The following is a 19,556-nucleotide window of genomic DNA, read 5'->3' on the forward strand; positions in this document are numbered from 1 at the left end:
CCGACGCCTGGCCATCCGGTGGGAACGTCGCACCGACATCCACTACGGCCTCCTGAATCTCGGTGCGGCACTGATCTGTTGGCGACGACTCAGCAACCGAACCCGATAGGAGCTCTAAGTCTGACTCGGTGACAGTGCCGGTCCACCGGCCAGGAATCAGCAGGCGTGGGCAAGGTTGGCCAGCCTCGCCACCCCGGACATCGCGACACTCACCCCACCACCGTGCATCCGGCAGTCGCGCAATATCTTCCAGGTCTTCATCCGGGCGAAGGCATGCTCGACACGGGCGCGGACCTTGCGGTGGGACTTGTTGTGTGCCTGTTTCCATTCCGGCAGCTCGACACCAGGTGAGCGGCGGTGCGGGATGATCAAGCCGGTGCCCTGGTAGCCGCCATCAGCGATCACCACCGCGTTGCGGCAAGCCTCGGCCGCACCGGACTCGGTCCAGGCCCGGCAGTCGTTGCGGTTGCCCGGCAACGGCCGCCCGAGCGCGACGACGAGCTCGGTGTCGGCATCGATCACGACCTGATGATTGGTCGAGTACCGGTAGTTCTTACTCTGGGCGGCGACCTTGTGATCACGGGTCGGGACCAGGGTCCCGTCCACGATCAACACCGCACCACGGCCGAACCGGGCCCGGGGCCGTAGCGCCAACGCCGGCCCCAGGTCATCGATCACCCGGGCCGCAGCCGATTTCGAGACCCCGAAAACCGCCGCGAGCTGACGCATCGTGAGGTTGGTCCGCCAGTAGGAGGCCACCAGCAACACCCGGTCTTCGAAACACAACCCCCAAGGCCGGCCCCGCAACGGCCGATCAGCGCCCTCGCGCCGCAACGGGGTGATCAGGCGAGCGAACGTGCGTGGCCGCAGCCCGGAAAACAACTCCACCATCACCGGGTCAGACGCCGAGATCACCACCCGCGACACGATACCCGTTGCTGCTCAACGGCTTACGGGACATCCCTTAGGCCTACCAGTTCGGAAGCGCGCTGGATGTTTATCTCGAATACGGCAAGACGCACTCGGGTCACTTTGCTGTCAACTTCTCGATCCGGTCGGCGAGGCTTGTGAATATCTTATGGAACGAATCAATGCTTTGCTCGGCGTTGTCCCAGACAACACCTTGCTTATTCAGTTCGGCTTGAGTGAGCGAGAAGACCGGTTTCCGTGTGCGCTGCGACTCTGCTATTAGACTGTTGAAGTCGGGTATCGATTCGAGGCGAAGTTCTTCGCCCAGTCCGGCATCGTCATAAACTTGTGGTTCCAGGAGTAGGTCTGAATTCTTGAGTGCAGGTCGCAACGTTTGAATAACGGCACTGTCCAGATCTGTGAAGTAGCGTTGGAATGCCGCAGAAGGGCCACCTGCTCGGATCCGATACTTTTGAATGATCGTACCAAGGAACTTTAGTCGAGTGGCCGGGAAAGGGTAGTCGGCTTCGCGCAGGATATCCATCGTGCTTGCGTTTCTTGCCCATGCTGCCCACCGTGGTATCACGCGAGATAGGGAGTCCATGGCCATAACAGAGAATACGTCAGGACTGGCGGGAACAATCATATAATCGGAGACTGAAACCAGGTTCTGGTTAATTGACCCAAGGCCTGGACTGAGGTCGAGGAGGATGTAGTCCGCGTCGTACTTCTTGGCGGTTATAGTGATCAGATGGTAGAAACTTCCAGGCAGGTTTCTCAGTGTTTGGACAGACTCTGACAGTTGCTGGGAGATCCCCAGTGATACTTCGTATTCCGCGAGTCCTACGTGACCGGGGATTAGATGCAAATTTGGGCAGCCGTTGATCTCGATACACTCGATCGGAGAAAGTGCAATTTGTCGAGATGCAAACGCGGGCTCAAGCGCGTCCCGGATGTTCTGTTTTGGGTTTTCTCGATAGAACTTTGACAGGGCGTCCTGTTCTTTACAGGTCGAGTATCATACCGGTCAGGTTGTACTGTGGGTCGGCATCGACAATGACTACTTTGTGCCCCTTCTCTGCAAGCATCCAACCCAGATTGAAGGTTGTGGTTGTCTTGCTAACGCCACCCTTGTTGTTGAAGAGGGAAATAATCTTTGACAATTTCCTGTCCTTCCTTCTCGATTGCAAATCGCTACGCTGGGAGGTTGAGATTAAAACTGTGATTCTCGAAGGTTAGTTTTCCTTAGCTCTATATGGGCTTCAGGCTTGCGGCGATAAAATGGCTGTGAGCGATTTTAATGTCACGTTCGCGGTCGACCGGGGTGAAAGGTGTGGTGTAGGTTAGGTCGTCAATCGTGGGGTCGGATAGGTGGAGGGGGTCTTTCTTGCGGTGTTCGGTGGCTAGTTTGGTGGGGAGTTGGCGGCCGGTGGGGTCGTAGAGGGCTTCGCGTTCGTATTTTTGGAGGACCGGGAATTGGGTTCGGTAGATTGTCAGCAATTCTTCGGCGGTGATGTTCAGCATTACTGCCACGATTGCGTCGATCTCGATCAGGGCCTGGCGGCGGGCGGCGTCGGTGCGGAGGGGGGTGTGCCATGTCCACTCCGGGGAGATCTTGCCCAGTGGGGGTCTCGAGTGGTCGGGCGTGGGGATGGTGGGGACCCAGGAGTCCTGTTGCCAGGTTGGGTCGTACAGTTCGGACCAGAGAGGGGCGTATGCGGATGTAAGTGAGTTCAGGCGCAAGGTGCGGTGGATCAAGTGGGGCGTCAGTGGGTGATCGATGGGGAACGGAAGTTGTTGCCACGTAGACGCTTTGATGTGAGCGTTGCCGATCACCTTGATCATGAAGTCGGTGACGATCGAATGGCTCATGCCCGCAAGGACAGCCAGGCCGCGATCGTTGCCAGGCAAGGTGAGCGTGTGAACAGCATGCACATGTGTCGGGCCCGGTGGGAGCAGTGCTGATTGCAGCGTGCGGACAGTCGCGATGTCACACATTTCGCGCCAGGCGAGGCGGAAGTAGGACGAGCTTGGTTCGTTGTTCCACTTCGGGTAGGCGGCTTGGTACTCGGGGAGTGGGCGGGCGGGCTGGTAGTTGGTTCTTGGGATGAAGTCTTCTGGGATCGACGTGAGGTCGATGGGGGAGTAGTCGACGTTGCTGCGCATCGTCGGGTTGCCCTGTTGGTAGATCGGGGTGGCGACGGTGAGGTGGGGGCCTTGGAAGATGGTGTCGTCCAGGGTGTTCGGGATGGCGGAGCGGGATTCGAAGTAGCCGAGTTTGCGGTCTGCCGATTCGTGCCAGCCTGCGGTCCACTGGAAGTCGATGTCGGTGAGTCGGGGTGCGGCGGCGATCTTGTCGAGGACGGCCGCGCTGGCGCGGTTCACCGGGTAGAGCATGCGGGCCTCTGCGGCGGGTGTGCCGGGTTCGTCGATGAGGGTGGCCCAGCCGGCGAGGTCGGCTTCGGTGATCTCGATGATGCGTTCGGGGTGGGGGCGAACGTCCCATTTCCCGTCAGGGTCTTTCACGCCGGGGACGATGGTGGAGCTGTCGTTGCCCGAACGGCGGGCCTGGAGAGAGCGGGCGGGGACGTCGGGGTGGTAGAGCGCCGAGCCCTGAAGAAAGGAAACATCGGAGTCACCGCCGTATACGTGGACGCCGTACTGCCGGGTGTGGTTGATCTCAGAGAAGATGCTGAGCTCGTTGCGGAACTGCCAGTGCCGCTTGAGCCGCCGGTAGCAAGCTCGCCGAAGGCCCTGCGCCCTCGCCTCGGTGAAATGGCTCTCGGGGTGGATCAGTGAGGTGATACCCCGCGCGGACGACGATCGCCACGTCCGCTCCATGAAGCAGCGATACAGGTCGGGCTGTAGCCCGGCGAGAACCGGCCGGTCGATGCCGGAGCCGACGTGCTGGTTCTGACCCGCTTGCGCTGCTCGTTCATCCAGCAGTGTCGCCCGGACGGCGGGAACAGCGAGCGCCGCCTCGGCTTTGGCCCTCTTCTCAGCCTCCGACGGCTTCAGCGCCAACTGCCACCACGGATCGAACTCGGCCAGCACCCCCGCCTGATCCCAGTCAGGCCGCACCCACGGCGGGTTACCCACCTGAAGGTCGAACCCCCCGCGTGCGAACACCGGCGCGAAGTCCAGCTCCCAGTGGTGGAAGCCCTGTGCCCGGGCGATCCGGGAAGTGACTGTCAGCCAGGGGAACTCGGCGGTGGCGGACTCGATGGATTTTGCCTGGGCGAAGACGCGGTCGCTGTCCTCGGCGACATCGAGTTCGTGCCAGTCCAGGTCGGAGGCGAAGCTCGTCTGGCCGTACTTCTCGAACTTCCCCGCCTTGGCGGTGGTGCCGAGCAATGCCTCAAGGCCGCCGATCCACTGGTCCCAGTCCGGTGCGGCGATATCTCCGGTCACGGGCCAGGACCACAGAGCGCACCAGGCGTCCATCACCCGGCGCAAGCGCTGGTAGGGGCCGTTCTGGTCGTTGAGGACGGCTTCGATCTGTTCGCGGCTGACTGCGGGGACGTGCTCGATCGGGTCGCTGCGCCACAGGTGTAGGTCGCGGCGGATTTCGGATTCGGCGATGGTGAGGCGGCGGAGGGTGAAATCCCAGAGGGTTTCTACGCGTTGGGCGAGGGCTTCGAGGCGTTTGACGATCGGTTTGGTGGGGGACTTGCGGATGTCGTTGCGCCAGAGGCGGAGTTCTTCGCGCTTGTCAGGGGCGTAGGTTTTTGCTTCGGCAGTGTCGACGATGGCGCCCCAGCCTTCGGCGGGGAGGAGGAAGTGGTGGATGCCGGTGCCGATTTCGGTGCCGAGGGGGACGTCCTTGGGGACGGATTTGAGCCAGGCTTTCTTGGTGAGCTCAGTGGGCATGTACACCGCGCGGCGGGCGCCGATCAACGAATTGCCTCGGCGCAGGTGGAGGCCGAACCAGGGGGCTTGGAGGCCGGCGACCATGGTGTCGAGCCAGAGGGAGATTTCGGCGAGTTCGACGGCGGTGGCGTTGAGGTCTACGCCGTAGACCTGGTGGAGGGCGATGTGGGCTTTCACCTTTTGGAGTTCGACGGTGTATTGGTCGGCGTCGATCAGTTCGCCTAGGTCCTCTTGCTTGCGCTTCAAATACTCGGCGGCGAGTTGGCGAACGGCCTCGATGGCGAAGGCGCCCGAGCCGAGGGCGGGCTCGCAGATGGTGAGGGAGAGGATGTCGTCGGGGGTGGTGCGGACGCCGTCTTGGTCGAGGAGTTCCTCGAGGGCTTGGGAGACGACGAACTTCGTGAGGACTTCGGGGGTGTAGTACGAGGCGGACTGTTGGCGTTCGCGGCCGGCGAGGCGGAAGACGAAGGTGCCCTTGGCATGGACGACGGGGCGCAGCTCGCGGGTGGTGGGGTGTTCCACGCGCACGAAATCGGCTGCGGACAGATGGTCGGCGCGGGTGACCGGGACCACCCAGGAACCTTTCTCCGGGTTTCCGTCCTTGGCCACCTCGTAGAGGTCCTCTTCGGCGAAGAAGCCGGTGTAGGACATCAGGCCCTCGTAGACGGCGCCGAGCTGGTTGATGCCGAGTTCGGCGTAGCTGATGAAGCCGCGGTCGGCTCCCTTGCGGGACTTGGATTCCTTGGTGAGAAGGAGGTGGGCGAGGACCTGTTGGGTGGCCTCGTTGCCGAGGCCGACCTCGTCAATCAAGGCAGTTGCCTTGGGCGAGAACAGGTCCGCGCGCAGGGGGTTGAATTCGAGGCCCGGTGCGGGGTCGTCGGTGACGTTCTCGCGGACGGCGGGCTGGTGGCCCTGGTCGACCAGGTCGAAGAGGCGTTTCAGTGACTCGTACAGGTGGGTGCCGGTGCGGGCGTGGTGGGAGACGAGTTCGGTGAGGGTGAGTTCGCGGAGGCGGTCGAGGCCGTAGCCCTCCTCGTATTCGGCGGCGCCGGTCGGGAGGACCTGCATTTCCGGGGACGCCTCGGCATACAGGAGGAACAGGATTCGGTACAGGAAGCGCAGGGAATGCTTGGCCAGTTCGTTGCCGTCGATGCCGTCCACGGGGAGGTCGCGGGCGCGGCGGCGGCGGACAACTTCGTTGGCGATGATTTCGATGGAGAGGCGGATGCCCTCGCGGAGGTCTTTGGAGACGCCGACGGTGTGTTTCACCGAGTCCTCGAGGACACCGGTCCACCAGATGTTGCCGTCGGGGTCGGGGCGCAGCGACTGGTGGCCGAAGATGGCTGCGGCGCGGTCGATTTCGCCGCCGCGGGCGTCGTGGCGGCGTTCGGCTACGACGAGGAGGTCGAGGGCGAGGTAGCGGCCTTCGGCCCAGCGTTCGGCTTCGGTCAGCAGGAGCCAGCGGCCTGCCTGGACCACGACGAACGCGGGCGGGGTATCGGAACGGTAGGCGGCCGAGACTGCCTTGGAGGCCGATTCGAGGGGCTTGTTCTCCTCGGTGGCGGCGGTGATCAGGGTGCCTTCGCCGAGGAAGTCCTCGATGGATTCGACCGGGTTCGCCTGGACGAAAAGCACGTTCGGGGTGCCGGTGAGCTGAGCGTCGGGGATGACCAGCTCGGAGCCTGCGCGTTCGGCGGTGAAGGGGGCAAGCTCGCCCTGGAAGCCGAACGCCTCGCGGACCATGGCGTGCGCCTTGGGGGCGGCTTCGGGGTTCTCGGCGAGCGAGCCCAGGATGGTGTGCAGGTCGCCGGCGGCAGACAGCAGACTGCTGCGGACGGTTTTGCGGCCTTCCTTGGCTTCGGCGTCCCAGGCTTTGCGGAGTTCCATGACCTTGCCGTGGAACGACTCCTTCACCGAATCGGTGGTGAAGTAGTGCTCGCTGATCCAGTCCTCGCCGACGACGATGGAATCGAAAGAGGCCACGGTTACTGGTCCTTTCCGGGGACGATCACCAGTAGGGGGCGGACCAGTTGCTGGGTGGGGGCGAGGGATTCGGCGAGGCGTTGTTCTTCGGCGATGCGGCGGGCGTAGGAGTCGACCTTCTTTTTCTGGCTGCCGAACAGTTCGAGTTGTTCGGCGCCGGAATGCCAGCGGTCGGCGCGGCGGCGCCACTGGGCCAGGCGTTCGTTGGCGGAGCGTTCCTGGTGGTCGAGGACGAGTTTCATCGACTTGGTGGCCTGGTCGACTGCGACGGGGATGAGCTGTTGGAAGCGCTCCGGATCGGGGATCGGGCCGGGGTTGGCGGTGCCGGGCTCGAGGCCGGTTTCGGTGAGGAGGAAGTCGAGGTTCTCCAGCGGGCTGGGGATCGCGAAGGTGGGGCGGTCGGGGTCGGGGAATTCGACGGTGGAGAAGACGCGGGAGACGAGCTGGCCGCGGCGGTTCATCAGGGTGCCCATCAGGACGACGGTGACGGCGTCGACATCGCCGCGGATGGCGAAGATCTGGTTGCGGCCCAGGGCCGAGAGGGCGCGGTCGCTGGCCCAGTCGAGGACGGGGTGCAGGGGGCCGAGGTAGTGGGCTTCGGGCCAGGTTGTGTCGTTGATGCCTTTGCCCTGGCGGGCGGCGCGGAGCTGGGCGTCGCCGACCTGGCGGGAGGTGGCGAGTTTGAGGCGCTGGTCGATCTGGCCCTTGTCGCGGTAGTTCTGGGGCAGGTGGGCCAGGCGCTGGCGGAGGTCGCGGGGTGGGATCAGTTCGGCGATGCCGTGATTGGGGTGGACGGTCCAGCCGACGCCGCCGCTGTCGGGGGTGGCGTGGGGGATGTCGTTGAAGGCGGCGCGCAGGGCTTCGTCGAGGTAGTCGATGTCGGTGGGGTACAGGCTCTGGCGGGGGAGTTCGGGGAGGGCGACGGGCTGGTCTTGGTCGAGCTGGGCGAAGAAGGCGTCGAAATCGTCGCCGTCGAGGACGTCTTCGACCGTCTTGACCTGGTCGTCGAGGGTGGTTTTGCGGGCCAACACGTCGCGGATAGCCGATTCCTCTTCGCCGACACTGTGTTTGCCCATCAGGGAAGCGACGTCGCCGAGGGTGGTGTGGGCCTGGTTCTCGCGTTCGAGCAGGCGTGACAGCACGCGCAGGTCACCGGAGAACTCAGTGTCCGAGGGTTCCAGGATCAGTGAGGAGATGACCGGAGGGAACTTCTGGCCGTAGCGATCGACACGGCCGTTGCGCTGTTCGATGCGGATCAGCGACCACGGGATGTCGTAGTGGATCAGGTGGTGGCACTGGGCGTGCAGGTTCACGCCCTCGGACGCGACATCGCCGGTGACCAGCACACGGATCGGGGAGGTTTCGAGCTTGAAGCTCTCGACGATCTCCTGCTGCTCCACATCCGAAAGGCCGCCGTGCAGCGTGGCGATGTTGGCTGGCTTCAGGCCAAGGGCGCCGGGCAGGAGTTCTTCGAGCCACTTCAGGGTGGCGACGCGCTCGGCGAAGACGACGGCACGTGTCGAGGACTTCGGGCCGACCCCGATTTCGCGGAGCCGGGTGATGAGCGCGCCCTGTTTGCCCGCGGTCTCGGTGAACGATTTGTCATTCAGGTCGGCGAGATTGGTCAACGCGCCCAGCTCGGTGTGCTGCTCGGGGGTGTGCGGGCCTCCCTTGTCACGCAACTTGGCTCTGCGCTGATCGATCGACTCGCGCAGCGCCGCAGGCGAGGAGAGGAAAGCCTTGGCGAGGGTCCACGGGAACAAACCCTTGGTTTCGCCGGAATACGGGGATCGGCCGGACTCGGGGTGCAACCAGACCTGTGAGAGTTCCCTGGCGACAGCATCTTCGGGACCGGAGGCCTTGACCAGCCGGTGGACCGGCTCGGCACGTTCGGCCCAGTCACTGCCGACCTCCGCGGCGACCTCGTCGTGGTGCCGGTGGCGGCGGATCAGCAGGGACTGCACGTCCTGCTTGGTGAAGGAACCGTCCGCGGCGACAGCGGTGGGGTCGAGCAGGCGCAGCAGCTCGGCGAAGGACTCCTCGCGGCCGTTGTGCGGGGTGGCCGACGCCAGGATCAGTGCCTCGGTGTTGGGGGCCAGGACGCGGGCGAGCTCGTTGTTCTGGGTGCCGACATTGGTCAGGTTGTGCGACTCGTCGATCACCACCGCGTCCCAGTGCTGGCGCTCGAGGTGGGCCTTGTAGCGGGGGCTCTTGAGGGTGTCGATCGAGATGATGGCGCGCTTGTAGTAGGTGAACGGGTTACGGGTGGCGGGCAGCTTCTGGCGGACCTTCTGGATGCCGGCCGAATCCAGGCGGACGAACGGTAGGGCGAAGCGGCACCACAGTTCGTGCTGCATCTGTTCGAGGACGTGCTTGGGGGTGACGATCAGGATGCGCTCGCCCCGGCCGCGGCGGACCAGTTCGGACAGGATCATGCCGATTTCTAGGGTCTTGCCGAGACCGACCGCGTCGGCGAGCAGAATGCGCGGCCGAATGTGCTGCGGGTCGAGGGCTTTGGCCACGGCGGCGCGCTGGTAGCCGAGGGAGTCGGCGAGCATGCGGGTGGAGACGGTGAGGGTCTGGTCGCCGTAGGGGAACGGGGTCTTGCGCAGGAGCGCTTCGAGCCAGAGCCGGGCATCGCGGTAGCCGGACGAGGCGTCGGGGACCACCTGGGCGCGGGCGGGGTCGAGGACCTCGATGTGGTCGAGACTGTCGTAGAAAGTCGCGGTGGTGTCGGCGACCAGTTCCGAGAGGCCGCGCACGCGCAGGAGCCAGCCGTCGGAGCCCTGCTCGGCCGAGGTCACCAGCCATTCCTCGTCACGGACCACCACGATCGAGCCGGGGGCGACGTTGAGCTCGCGAGGCTCGACACTGTGGGTCATCGGGCTGCACTCCTGATGGGTCGACGCAGAGTGGTCCAATGTAGTGCCGGGAACGGCATTCATTCGGAATTCTGCATGTTTGTATCGGCGGGCGTGACAGGGTGGGGATCGGCGAACGAGCCTCAGGTGTTGCAGGTGATCGCTCCTCGAGCATAAATACGAGTGAAAACAATGTCAATCGATTCGCGGCTGTGCTGGGCGCCACACGGGCATGGTGAGCTACCGTGGTCGTCACCAGGGCTGTGACAGGCGGGGAGGTGCGGGTGGTGGCAGACGCGGCGGGCGCGCCGACCGAGCGGACGGCTCGTGAAACGCCACCCACGGAGAACCTCGGCTATGGCGAGCTGAAGAAGGTCGCCGCGACCTTCTCGGCGCCGGATGCGCCGGACCTCGAGCAAGGCGAGGGCCCGCTGCCGACCGTGACGCTCGGGGAACTGATCGAGGCGGGCGCGCTCGCCGTGCTCGAATCTCCACCCACGCTCATGGCAACTGCCGTGGGATCGGACATGATGACCGCGAAGGACATTCGGCTCGGGCGCGCCGCGTCGAAGGTCGGTGACCCGGCGACTCCCGGTGCGGTCACAGCGCAGCCGGGTGACGTTGCGGTCGCGGTGGGTGCGCCGATGGTGGCCCGCGTCTGCACTGCCGACGTGCTGGTAGCGCCGGGAGTGCAGGTGCTGCGGGTTACGCCGAACGTGATCGACGCGGACTTTCTGGCCGGGGTCATCCGGGCCGCCGGTGAGAAGGCAGGCAAGCCGGTCGACCTGTTCACGGTGGAATTTCCCCGGCTGCCGCTCGGGGCGCAGCGTGCTGCGGGTGCGGCGATCGCGCGGCTGATGGACATCGAAAGTGCCTGGCGAGCACAGCGGTTGACCATGGAACGGTTGGTCGGTGCCGGCCTGGCCGGTCTGGCCACGGGCATGTTGCGCGCTCCCGCCGGGGCGGGAAATCTGGGGGAATGAGATGACGCCGCGGATCGTGGCGCAGCGCTACGAACTGATCAAGGTCATCGGGCACGGTGGCATGGGGCAGGTGTATCGAGGCTTCGACCGCACGCTCAAACGCAGAGTCGCGGTCAAATTCATCCACCCCCGGCTCGCCGACACCGAGGAATGGGAACGGCGATTCGTGCGCGAAGCCGAGCTGATGGCCAGAATGAGTCATCCCGGCATGGCCACTGTTTTCGACGCGGGCATCGACCCCGGGCCGCCCGAGCGGCCGTTCCTGGTCATGGAGTACATCGACGGGGTCACCCTCGACAGCATCCTGGCCAAGCGCGGCAGCCTGCCCGTCGGCGCGGTCGCGGGAATCGCCGCACAAACCGCGGCGGTGCTCGCCGAAGCGCACGGGCACAGCATCTTCCACCGCGATCTGAAGCCGTCGAATCTGATGCTGTGCGCCGACGGCACGGTGCGGGTACTCGACTTCGGGATCGCCGTCGCCCTCGACTCGAACCAGCCCAGGCTCACCCGCACCGGGTCGGGAATCGGCACACCGGAGTACATGGCGCCCGAACAGGTGCGCGGCAAAACGGTGGTGCCGCAAACGGATCTGTATTCGCTCGGTCTGGTGATGTATGAACTGCTGACCGGGGTCAGGGCCATGCGCGGTGGCTCGGAGATCGACACCATGTTCAATCAGGTGAACGCCGCGGCGCCCGATCTCACCCAGCAGCGTCACGATGTGCCCGAGGAGCTGGCGGTGCTGGTCGCGGGCATGCTCGCTAAGGACCCGCTCGATCGGCCCGCCGACGCGGCAGCCGTGCACGCGGTGCTGATGCGCTATGTCGGTGCGCTGGACGGGCTGCTGGAGCGGGTCGATCCGGCCAGTCCGGCTCGGCTGTATGCGACGGCGGTCGGGGCATCTGCGGCGACCCGGACAGCACCGACCCAACTCCGTCAGGGCGCCGATGCTGCTCCCGGACATGAATTCACCCGCGGTGACATCGACCGGGCAGTCCGTCGTGCTCGTGACCTCGCCGACGAATCGAGGTACGTCCCGGCGGTCGGGGAACTGCGGGACGTGCTCGAGGTCGCGGTCCCGCACCTGGGCGCGCGCGACGCCGACGTCGTCGACACCAGGATTCGGCTGGCCGACCTGTGCCTCGAATCCGGGGACTATGTGCAGGCTGCCGCGCTGTACAGCGCCCTGATCGATGATCTCACCGCCGAGCGCGGACCCTACGACGATCAGGTCATGTTCTGTCAGCGGCAGCTGGCCACCTGCCAGGTGCACAGTGGGCAGGTGCGGGCCGCGCTGACCAGACTGCGGAAGCTGCACGCACAGCTGTCGGCCTGGCACGGTGAGAGCGATCCGCGGGTGGTGCAGCTGGGGGAGATGATCGCCCAGATTCGGGCCGGATCTCGATAGCGGCTTTCGTGCTGGCGGCGGTCCCAGTCGGCCTCGCTAACGAATCGGTCGCGATCAGGGCGGTCTTCCCGGCGCATGTGTAGCGCGAGCTCGAGAGCTGGCGATACCGTGTGCGGGTTGGCTCGCGTGTGGGTGAGGAGAATGCGGGATGGCGGAACCGGGGTCCGTGCTGGAGGCCGATCTGGCGGATCGGGCGTCGCGGTTGTTCCGGTTTCTCGCTCGCGTGCAGGGGGTCGGTGGGCACGCCGTCCTCGATACCGACGACCTGGGGGCCGTGGAGTGGCTCGGCAACCTGCCATCGAGCGAAGCGGTCCGATACACCCCGGGGTCGGAGGACAAGCCGTTTCTGCGGTTGGACAAGGTTCCCGTCAGCCCGCCCATCGATCCACCGGATCCGGACGTTCGTGGCTGGCTCGTTCCCGGACGGCTCGACGATCACACTGCCGAACCTCGCGCTCGCGCCGAACGGGTGAATGCCGACGGAGTGACCGAGCGACTCGCCGACCATCCCGAGGTCGCGGAGCGGTTCGCGCGCTGGCTGCGGCGGTGGCAGAGCTGGGCCGAACGTGCCCGGATCGACGAGCCGGCGCACCGCTGGTACCGGGCGATCTACCGCATGTACTCCGACATCAACGCCGCGGCGGAAGCCAAGGAAGCCGTGTTGGCGCTGGGGTGTGTCGTGTGGCGGCGGCGCGGAACCGGGGTCATTCGCCGACACGCGCTGACCATGCCGGTGAAGTTCGAATTCGACACGGACTCAGGAACGTTGACGGTGCGTCTTGACCTCGACGCGGGCCGCGCGGCGATGGAACTGTCGGACTTCCTCGATCCCGGCGAGATCATCGATCCCACGCTGCTGCGTGCCGTGGAGCGCGAATTCCTCGGTGGCGTGGATCCATTCGACCATGACGCGATCGCCGCACTCATGCGGAGGCTGTTGCACAGCCTCGGCCCGGATACGGACTTTCGCGACGAGATGTCCCCGGCCACCCCGACATCGAATCCGGTCGGATACTACGCGCCCGCGCTCGTCGTCCGGTCCCGCGGCAAGCGGGGGCTGACTCGCGTACTCGACACCATCGCCGACCGGATCCAGGACCAGCGCCGGGTTCCCGCCGGACTGCGCAATCTGGTCGATCCGGCTTACGTGCCGACCGCGGAACTGCCGTCCGACAACGGCGCCATGGTCCACGACGGGTCCGAATGCTTCCTGCCGCTGCCACTCAATGCCGTCCAGCTGGCGATCCTGCAGCACGTGGACTGCCATGCCCACACCATCGTGCAGGGGCCGCCGGGTACCGGCAAGACCCATACCGCCGCGGCCCTGATCACGCACCTGCTGGCGCAGGGGAAGCGAGTGCTCGTCACCGCGCACACCGATCGGGCACTGGCCGAGGTGCGCGGGAAACTGCCGGACCAGATGCGCGACCTGTGTGTCTCGGTCGCCGGTGCCAGCCGGGACAACTTCGACGATCTGAAGCTGTCGATGGAGCGCATCGCGGCCGCCGCCGACGATCACGACGCGCCGGGCGCCCGTCGGCGCGTCGAGGCGGCCAATGCTCGGGTCACGGAATTGCGCGCGGCACGTGCGCGGGTCGGTGCGGAGCTGCTCCGCCGGCGCGAACAGGAAGTGACACGCCATCAGGTCGGCCCCTACCAGGGCACGTTGACCGAACTGATCCAGCGGCATCGGTCCGAGGCGACGCGCTACGGCTGGATGCTGGGGCTGGACAAGGTGGGTGTCGGTGCGGTCCTTCCGGTGTCGTCCACCGAAGCTCTCGAATGGCGGACGCTATTGCTCGACGAAGCGTTGGGAGATCCCGAGGTCGCGGCGCCACACCTGCTCACCGTGCATGACGTGCCCCCGGTCGCCCAAGTCGCGCAGTGGTACGCGCGACTGGCCGAGGCGACTGAGCGGGCCGACGCCTTGGTCGCGACCGGGACGCGGGCCTGGATCGACCAGATCCGCGCCATTACCCCGGCCAGCCGCGGTGAGCTGACCGCCACGGTGCGAAAGGTGGACAGGGAACTCGACGAACTGGCGGGTAGCCGCGACGGTTGGGTTCGAGCCGCGGTGGCCGACGTGGCACGAGGGCGGGGTGGCGTCTGGCACGGCCGACGTGTTCGGCTGGTCGAACTGCTCGATCCCACAACAGCGTTGACCGGTCAGCTCGGTATTTCCCAGGTTCGGGTGAACGGGGGCGATCGCGCCGCACTCGTCGCCCTCGCCGAAGCGGTGCTCGGCCACATCGAGAAGAACGGCCCGCTCAAGCTGCGACCGGACGGTGCGCCGAAGGTGGGACTCACGACCAGCCGGCTCGTGAAGGACGCGGCGCCGCTGTTCGAACAGGTTCGAGTGGACGGCCGGATCCCGGTCACCACGGAACTGCTCCAATCCTTCCTCAACTACGAGAAAGTCGAGCGGCTCGTCGAGCAACTCGACGAGGTGTGGGCCGGATCGGGGGCGGCCGCCGCGGCGCCCGGCAGTGTGTCCGTGCGGTTGGCGCACCATCGTGAACACGCGGAGCAACTGCGCATCCTCCTCACCGTCGGCGCCGAATTGGTCACCGCGGGACAGCAATTCCGCGGATACGGGATGACCGAGCCGGACTGGTCGGATCGGAGCGCGCGCCTCGCGCTGCTCGCCTCCTTCGACGCGGCCACCGCTATCGACGAGCAGGCGGCGGCGTCGGAACTGTTCGACACCCTCGCCGCGCGAGTGGGCGGACTGCGCTATCAGCCCGGCGCCACCACGAACGTGCACGCGCTGCACGAGTCACTGGTCCGCCGCGATATCGACGCCTACCAGCGGGCGCATACGCGCTTGGCCGAGCTCGACACGCTGCGCGCCCGGTATGCCAGACGCGCCGAGCTGGATTCGCGGATGGCGGCGTTGCCACAGCTGCGCGAAGCCGTAACCGCCACCGCGGTATCGCAGGTCTGGGACCGGCAACTCGGTGAACTCGAGCACGCGTGGGCGTGGGCCATGCTCGGCACCTGGCTGGACGGCGTCGACACCGAGCCCGCCAACGAACTGTTCGACCAGCTCGACGACATCGAGGCCGGGTTGCGCGAGGAAGCCACCCAGCTCGCGGTCACCAAGGCGTGGGACAAGGCTGTCGCTCCCGAGCGGCTCGGGCCGGGCACACGCACTGATCTGCGGCAATACGTCAAGCTGGTCCAGCGCTACGGCAAAGGCACCGGCGTGCACGCCGACCGCAGACGCCGCGAGATCCGCGGCACCATGGGCCGGTGCCGGTCGGCCGTGCCGGTCTGGATCATGCCGATCTACCGGGTGGTGGAACAGCTCGACGTCGAACCCGACATGTTCGACGTCGTTGTGATCGACGAGGCCTCCCAGGCAGGGGCCGAAGCGGTCTTTCTGCAGTATCTCGCGAAACGGATCGTCGTCATCGGTGACGACCGGCAGGTCTCACCATCCGGGGTCGGCGTGAAGATCGAGACGGTGCGTGGCCTCGCCGAGCAATACCTCGCCGACGACCTCTACATCGCGAGCTGGATCGACACCAAGCGAAGCCTGTTCGACGACGCAGGCATGCGCTTCTCCTCCCGGCTCACCCTCGTCGAACACCGGCGCTGCGTCCCGGAGATCATCGGCTTCTCCAACAAGATCGCCTACGCGAAGGACGCCAAACCGCTGATCCCCGTGCGGGTCTACGGAAGCGACCGGCTGCCGCCGATCCGGACCGAGTACGTGGCCGATGGTGCCAGCACCAAGAGCAACGTGAACGAGGCCGAAGCCGAGCGAATCGTCGCGCGGGTCGTGGAGTGCCTGGCCGACCCGCGCTACGCGTCGAAGACCTTCGGCGTCGTTTCGCTGCTGGGAGCCGCCCAAGCGGAACTGATCTGGAACAAGCTGCTGCTCGTCGTTGCGCCCGAGGAACTCGTCCGGCGGCAGCTGCGCTGTGGTGACGCGGCCGACTTCCAAGGCGCCGAGCGCGACGTCATCTTCCTGTCGATGGTGAAAGCTCCCGGACCGGATTCGCGGTTGGTTTCGCAATCGGCGGAGTCGGTGATCCAGCGGTACAACGTCGCGGTGTCACGGGCAGCCGACCAGCTGTGGCTGTTTCATTCGGTGTCGCTCGAGCAGCTCGGCAACCCCAACGACCTGCGCTATCAGCTGCTCGATTACTGCCTGTCGGTGGAAGGCGCCGCGGCGCCTGAGGAATTCGAGCTGCCAGCGCCGGTGCGCGAGGACCGGGTGGTGCCGCCGTTCGAGTCCGTGTTCGAACAGCAGGTGTTCAACCGGATCGTGGCGCGGCGCTACCGGGTGATCGCCCGGTACGACGTGGGGATCCATACCGTCGACATGGTGGTGGTCGGCGGACACGGGCGGGTTGCCGTGCTCTGCGAAGGGGACGCGTGGAGCGGGCCGCAGTCCTATCAGCAGGCGTTGAGCTGGCAGCGGGATCTGCAGCGGTGCGGCTGGCCGTTCTTCCGGGTTCGGCGGTCGGCCTTCGTCGCCGACCCGGAGCAGGCGCTCGCACCGTTGTGGGCGTTGCTGGATTCGATCGGACTGGCACCGGTTGCCGCGGAACCGGTTTCGGCCGCGGCGCCGGCGCCGGCGACCACAGCCGTACCGGTGTCCGCAGAACCGGTGCCACCGCAGACATTCGAGCCGATCCCGCTGACCGAACTGCTCGACAGCTTCGACTGGGTCAGGCCGGATGTCGATGAGCCCGTTGCCGAGACGCCTGCAGAGGCCGCCACCGTTGATGAGCCACCCACGCGAAAGGTGGCGAGCGAGTCCCGGCCGGCACCGCAGGCGCCGGTCGCCGAGTCCGACGGAATCGTTGAGTATCGCGCGTTCGCGGAGCTGCTGGCCGTATCCGCAGGCCACAATGTCGGCTCGGTCAAGGCGGATCTGCTGCGGGTGATCGAGGTGGAGGGGCCGGTGACCGCGGGTCGCCTCTTCACGGTGCTCGAACGAGTCCGCATGGACGACGAGGATCGCGAACGGCTCCCCGCTCTCATCGATAGGGCGTTGGAAGCCGCCGTCACACAGGGGCTGCTCGTCTCCGATGACTACCTGGAGCTCGGGCGCCCGGAGTGGGTCTCCTACCGGACGCCGGCACAGCCGGCCACCCGGCTACGCACGCTCGGCGCCCGCACGATCGAACACGTGCCCGGACGCGAACTGGCCGGAATCCTCGGCGAGAGTGCCACAGCTGTCGGCTGGCGTGATCGCGCGGCGTTGATGCACCATGCTGCGTCCGTGCTGGGGCAGGGACAGCTGAACGATCGCGTGATCGCCATGCTCTCCCTCGTGTTGCCGAACGCCGAGCAGGACCGAGCCGCGCCCTAGAGCAAAGCCTTCGGGGTGCAGCCGCGGAGGAACGCCGCGATCTGGACAAGCCGGTGCGGCGGAACACGCACACCGTCCAGGTCGGACATCAGCTCGTACATCCCGCCGAGCGGGTCCTCGGACGCAGTGGCCCACACGGTGATTCGTGCCGCGGCTGCGCGCAGCCGCCGGACATCGTGGTGCGTCGCCGTGCCGAGGAGGAGCAGATCGTCGCTGTCGCCACCGACCTCGGCGAACACGAGCTGTTCGGCGCGGGCCGCGGTTTCCGCCAGCGCGCGCAGGTCGGCCGGATCGGTATATCCGATCAGGTCGCCTACTTCCTCGCCCGTCGCGACGAGGCCGAGGTTCGAGAGTTCGGCGACGAGGTCGGCGAACTCTGCGCTGGAACTGTCGGATGTGCTGACCTCGGTGCTCGGTCTCGCGGGGGACAGCGGTTCGGCCGCTCGAAGGTGTGCCGGTGCCGGCTCGGAGGCCGGCCGCGGTTCGGTTCCAGGATCGCGCGAGGAGGTGCGGTTTTCCGGGTGGTCGTGCTGCGGTTCGACCTGGACTGGCTGCTGCGGCGAGCGGGTGGCTGTCGGTGCCGGTGTGTGGAGCGCCGAGCCCTGCCAGGTGTGGAGGAATGCGGCCAAGCCCGCTGGATCCGTTCGCACAGTCTCGGCGATCAACGAGCCCAGCGAGTTCTCGACGTCGGTATCACCCTGGGCAGGATCCTCGACGGAACCCGAGACGAAGACGTTGACGACGAGTTGCCTGCGGGCGTGGCTGCCCGGACCGAGAATGCGCCCCAGCCGCTGGATCAACTGGGTTTCGTCGCGGTGGCGGGCCAGTAGGACCGCTATCTCCGCGGCAGCGACGACGATCATCGGATCGAGTACGCGTTGTTCGACGAGCACCGTGAGTGACCGGTTACGGAAGTTGTCGGCCATCGCGGTCCGCTGCGCAGGGGTGAGTGGTGTGGCGGTGGTAGCCGCTGGAATTCCCTGAGTGGTCAATGCGTGGTGGACTTTCGCCGCCGCGACTGGCCGGTCGGTGAATATGACCGATGGGGTCGCGGTCATCACCTCGCCGGGAAGTCCGCTCACGAGATCGACCTTCGCTCGGCATTCGGCCAGCAAGGTTGTCCGTTCGGCCACAGCGGTCAGATAGCGCTTCGCGTGCCGCGTGGCATCCGATCCGCGACCGTGGGCGAGTGTGTCGACGAATGTCGCGAAATCGGCAGGCTTTCCCGGCGCACCGTAGCTGTCGATCAGAGTCTCGAACTCACGGTCCACAAGGGCGTCGAGGCGTGCCAGCCGCGCACGCTCGTCGGTGCCGAGCTCGACCCCGACGTGGATCAGGGCGATCGGATCCAGCAAGCCCTGTGCGTGGGCGGTCGAATAATCGCAGCCACGGATCGCGGGACCGAAATAGGGGAGCAGCCGCGACCGCACCGCCTGGTCTTCGCGATCCAGTGCGCGGGTGAGCGCCAGGCGGCTCGTGAACTGGTCGGTGAGTAGCTGGGCGAAGCCACCGTAGCCGAACCGTTCGAGTTCATCGACTACCAGGAGCGCATTCGAACATTGTGCGGGCGGGGCGATCTGGCGGAGCCGGGGAACCGTGGCCGCGGTGACGATCGCGACGTGCCAGGAACGCTCGCCGTCTCGGGCCGGATTGCTGCCCAATCCGGCTACCCGGCAGTCCGGGACCGCGTCGGCGAGCTCGTCCACCCACCGTGCGCGGACAGCGTCGTCGGCGACGACCACCACCGCGGGGGTGCCCGACGCGATCGCCTCGGCGACCACCCGGACGCCGAGGACAGTCTTGCCCGTGCCCCCTACCGCCTCGACGATCCCCTTGCGGCCGTGCCGCGTCCACTCCGATAGTGCGCGCTGTTGCCAAGCGCGCAGGGTCCGCGGGGTGCGGCGGAATGCCGCACCGGCGGAGGCTTCGGTAACCGGCGGAATCGGGGAAACGGCAGATTTCAGTGACCATTGCGGCGGATTCTTCGACCCGTCCTGCTCGAAGGTGGTCCAATCCGCATAGAGCACGCGGTTGACGACCGAGCGGTTGACGCCCGGCTCGGCCAGCGCCTCCGCGATCTGCGAGGCAGACAGGCTGGACTGCTTGCGCAGCAGCGCGACAATGCGATCCGTCAGCTGACTCCCCACCCCGCACCGCCTTCCTCCTTCGGCCGCACGGCCTACGAAACGTAGGGTAGCGGCATCGTCACCGGTCGG

At 66.2% G+C, this 19,556-nt stretch carries 9 protein-coding genes and 1 pseudogene; 3 read left to right on the forward strand and 7 right to left on the reverse strand.

Annotated features, from left to right (window positions below; translation table 11 throughout):
• Nucleotides 1-156 precede the first annotated feature (156 nt).
• The 6 genes and pseudogenes from ACFOW8_RS19560 to ACFOW8_RS19585 form a co-directional block, all read right to left on the reverse strand.
• Entirely contained in the window at nt 157-891 is a 735-nt protein-coding gene (locus ACFOW8_RS19560; RefSeq protein WP_378552449.1) for a transposase, read from the reverse strand.
• A 136-nt stretch (nt 892-1,027) separates the two neighbouring features.
• Complete coding sequence (locus ACFOW8_RS19565) at nt 1,028-1,453, reverse strand: hypothetical protein (protein WP_378552319.1); 426 nt, start codon at nt 1,451-1,453, stop codon at nt 1,028-1,030.
• A gap of 45 nt (nt 1,454-1,498) precedes the next feature.
• Nucleotides 1,499-1,900, reverse strand: a pseudogene (locus ACFOW8_RS19570) (ParA family protein); the annotation flags it as partial.
• A 13-nt stretch (nt 1,901-1,913) separates the two neighbouring features.
• The gene (locus tag ACFOW8_RS19575; protein ID WP_378552321.1) at nt 1,914-2,099 is read right to left on the reverse strand and encodes a ParA family protein; all 186 of its coding nucleotides are present in this window, start codon (nt 2,097-2,099) and stop codon (nt 1,914-1,916) included.
• Nucleotides 2,100-2,160: 61 nt separating this feature from the next.
• Nucleotides 2,161-6,762 (reverse strand): Eco57I restriction-modification methylase domain-containing protein, encoded by a 4,602-nt coding sequence (locus tag ACFOW8_RS19580; RefSeq protein WP_378552323.1) that lies wholly within the window; start codon nt 6,760-6,762, stop codon nt 2,161-2,163.
• A gap of 2 nt (nt 6,763-6,764) precedes the next feature.
• Nucleotides 6,765-9,644 carry a helicase-related protein gene (locus tag ACFOW8_RS19585; protein ID WP_378552325.1) on the reverse strand — a complete coding sequence of 960 codons (2,880 nt, stop codon included), beginning with the start codon at nt 9,642-9,644 and terminating at the stop codon, nt 6,765-6,767.
• A gap of 266 nt (nt 9,645-9,910) precedes the next feature.
• Here ACFOW8_RS19585 and ACFOW8_RS19590 point away from each other — a divergent pair, with 266 nt between their 5' ends.
• From ACFOW8_RS19590 to ACFOW8_RS19600, 3 genes are all read left to right on the forward strand, one after another.
• Nucleotides 9,911-10,606 (forward strand): hypothetical protein, encoded by a 696-nt coding sequence (locus ACFOW8_RS19590; protein WP_378552327.1) that lies wholly within the window; start codon nt 9,911-9,913, stop codon nt 10,604-10,606.
• 1 nt (nt 10,607) lies between these two features.
• A complete protein-coding gene (locus ACFOW8_RS19595; protein ID WP_378552329.1) occupies nt 10,608-12,014 on the forward strand; it encodes a protein kinase domain-containing protein in 1,407 nt (468 codons plus the stop codon).
• A gap of 148 nt (nt 12,015-12,162) precedes the next feature.
• Nucleotides 12,163-17,340 (forward strand): AAA domain-containing protein, encoded by a 5,178-nt coding sequence (locus tag ACFOW8_RS19600; protein ID WP_378552331.1) that lies wholly within the window; start codon nt 12,163-12,165, stop codon nt 17,338-17,340.
• On the opposite strand, the gene ACFOW8_RS19605 is transcribed toward ACFOW8_RS19600, so the two are convergent.
• Nucleotides 17,337-19,487: a DEAD/DEAH box helicase gene (locus ACFOW8_RS19605; protein WP_378552333.1), complete on the reverse strand. Its 2,151-nt coding sequence runs from the start codon at nt 19,485-19,487 to the stop codon at nt 17,337-17,339. The two genes, ACFOW8_RS19600 and ACFOW8_RS19605, sit on opposite strands and share 4 nt — an antisense overlap.
• Nucleotides 19,488-19,556: the final 69 nt, after the last annotated feature.

Source organism: Nocardia rhizosphaerae, assembly GCF_042650365.1.
Taxonomy (GTDB): Bacteria; Actinomycetota; Actinomycetes; order Mycobacteriales; family Mycobacteriaceae; genus Nocardia; species Nocardia rhizosphaerae.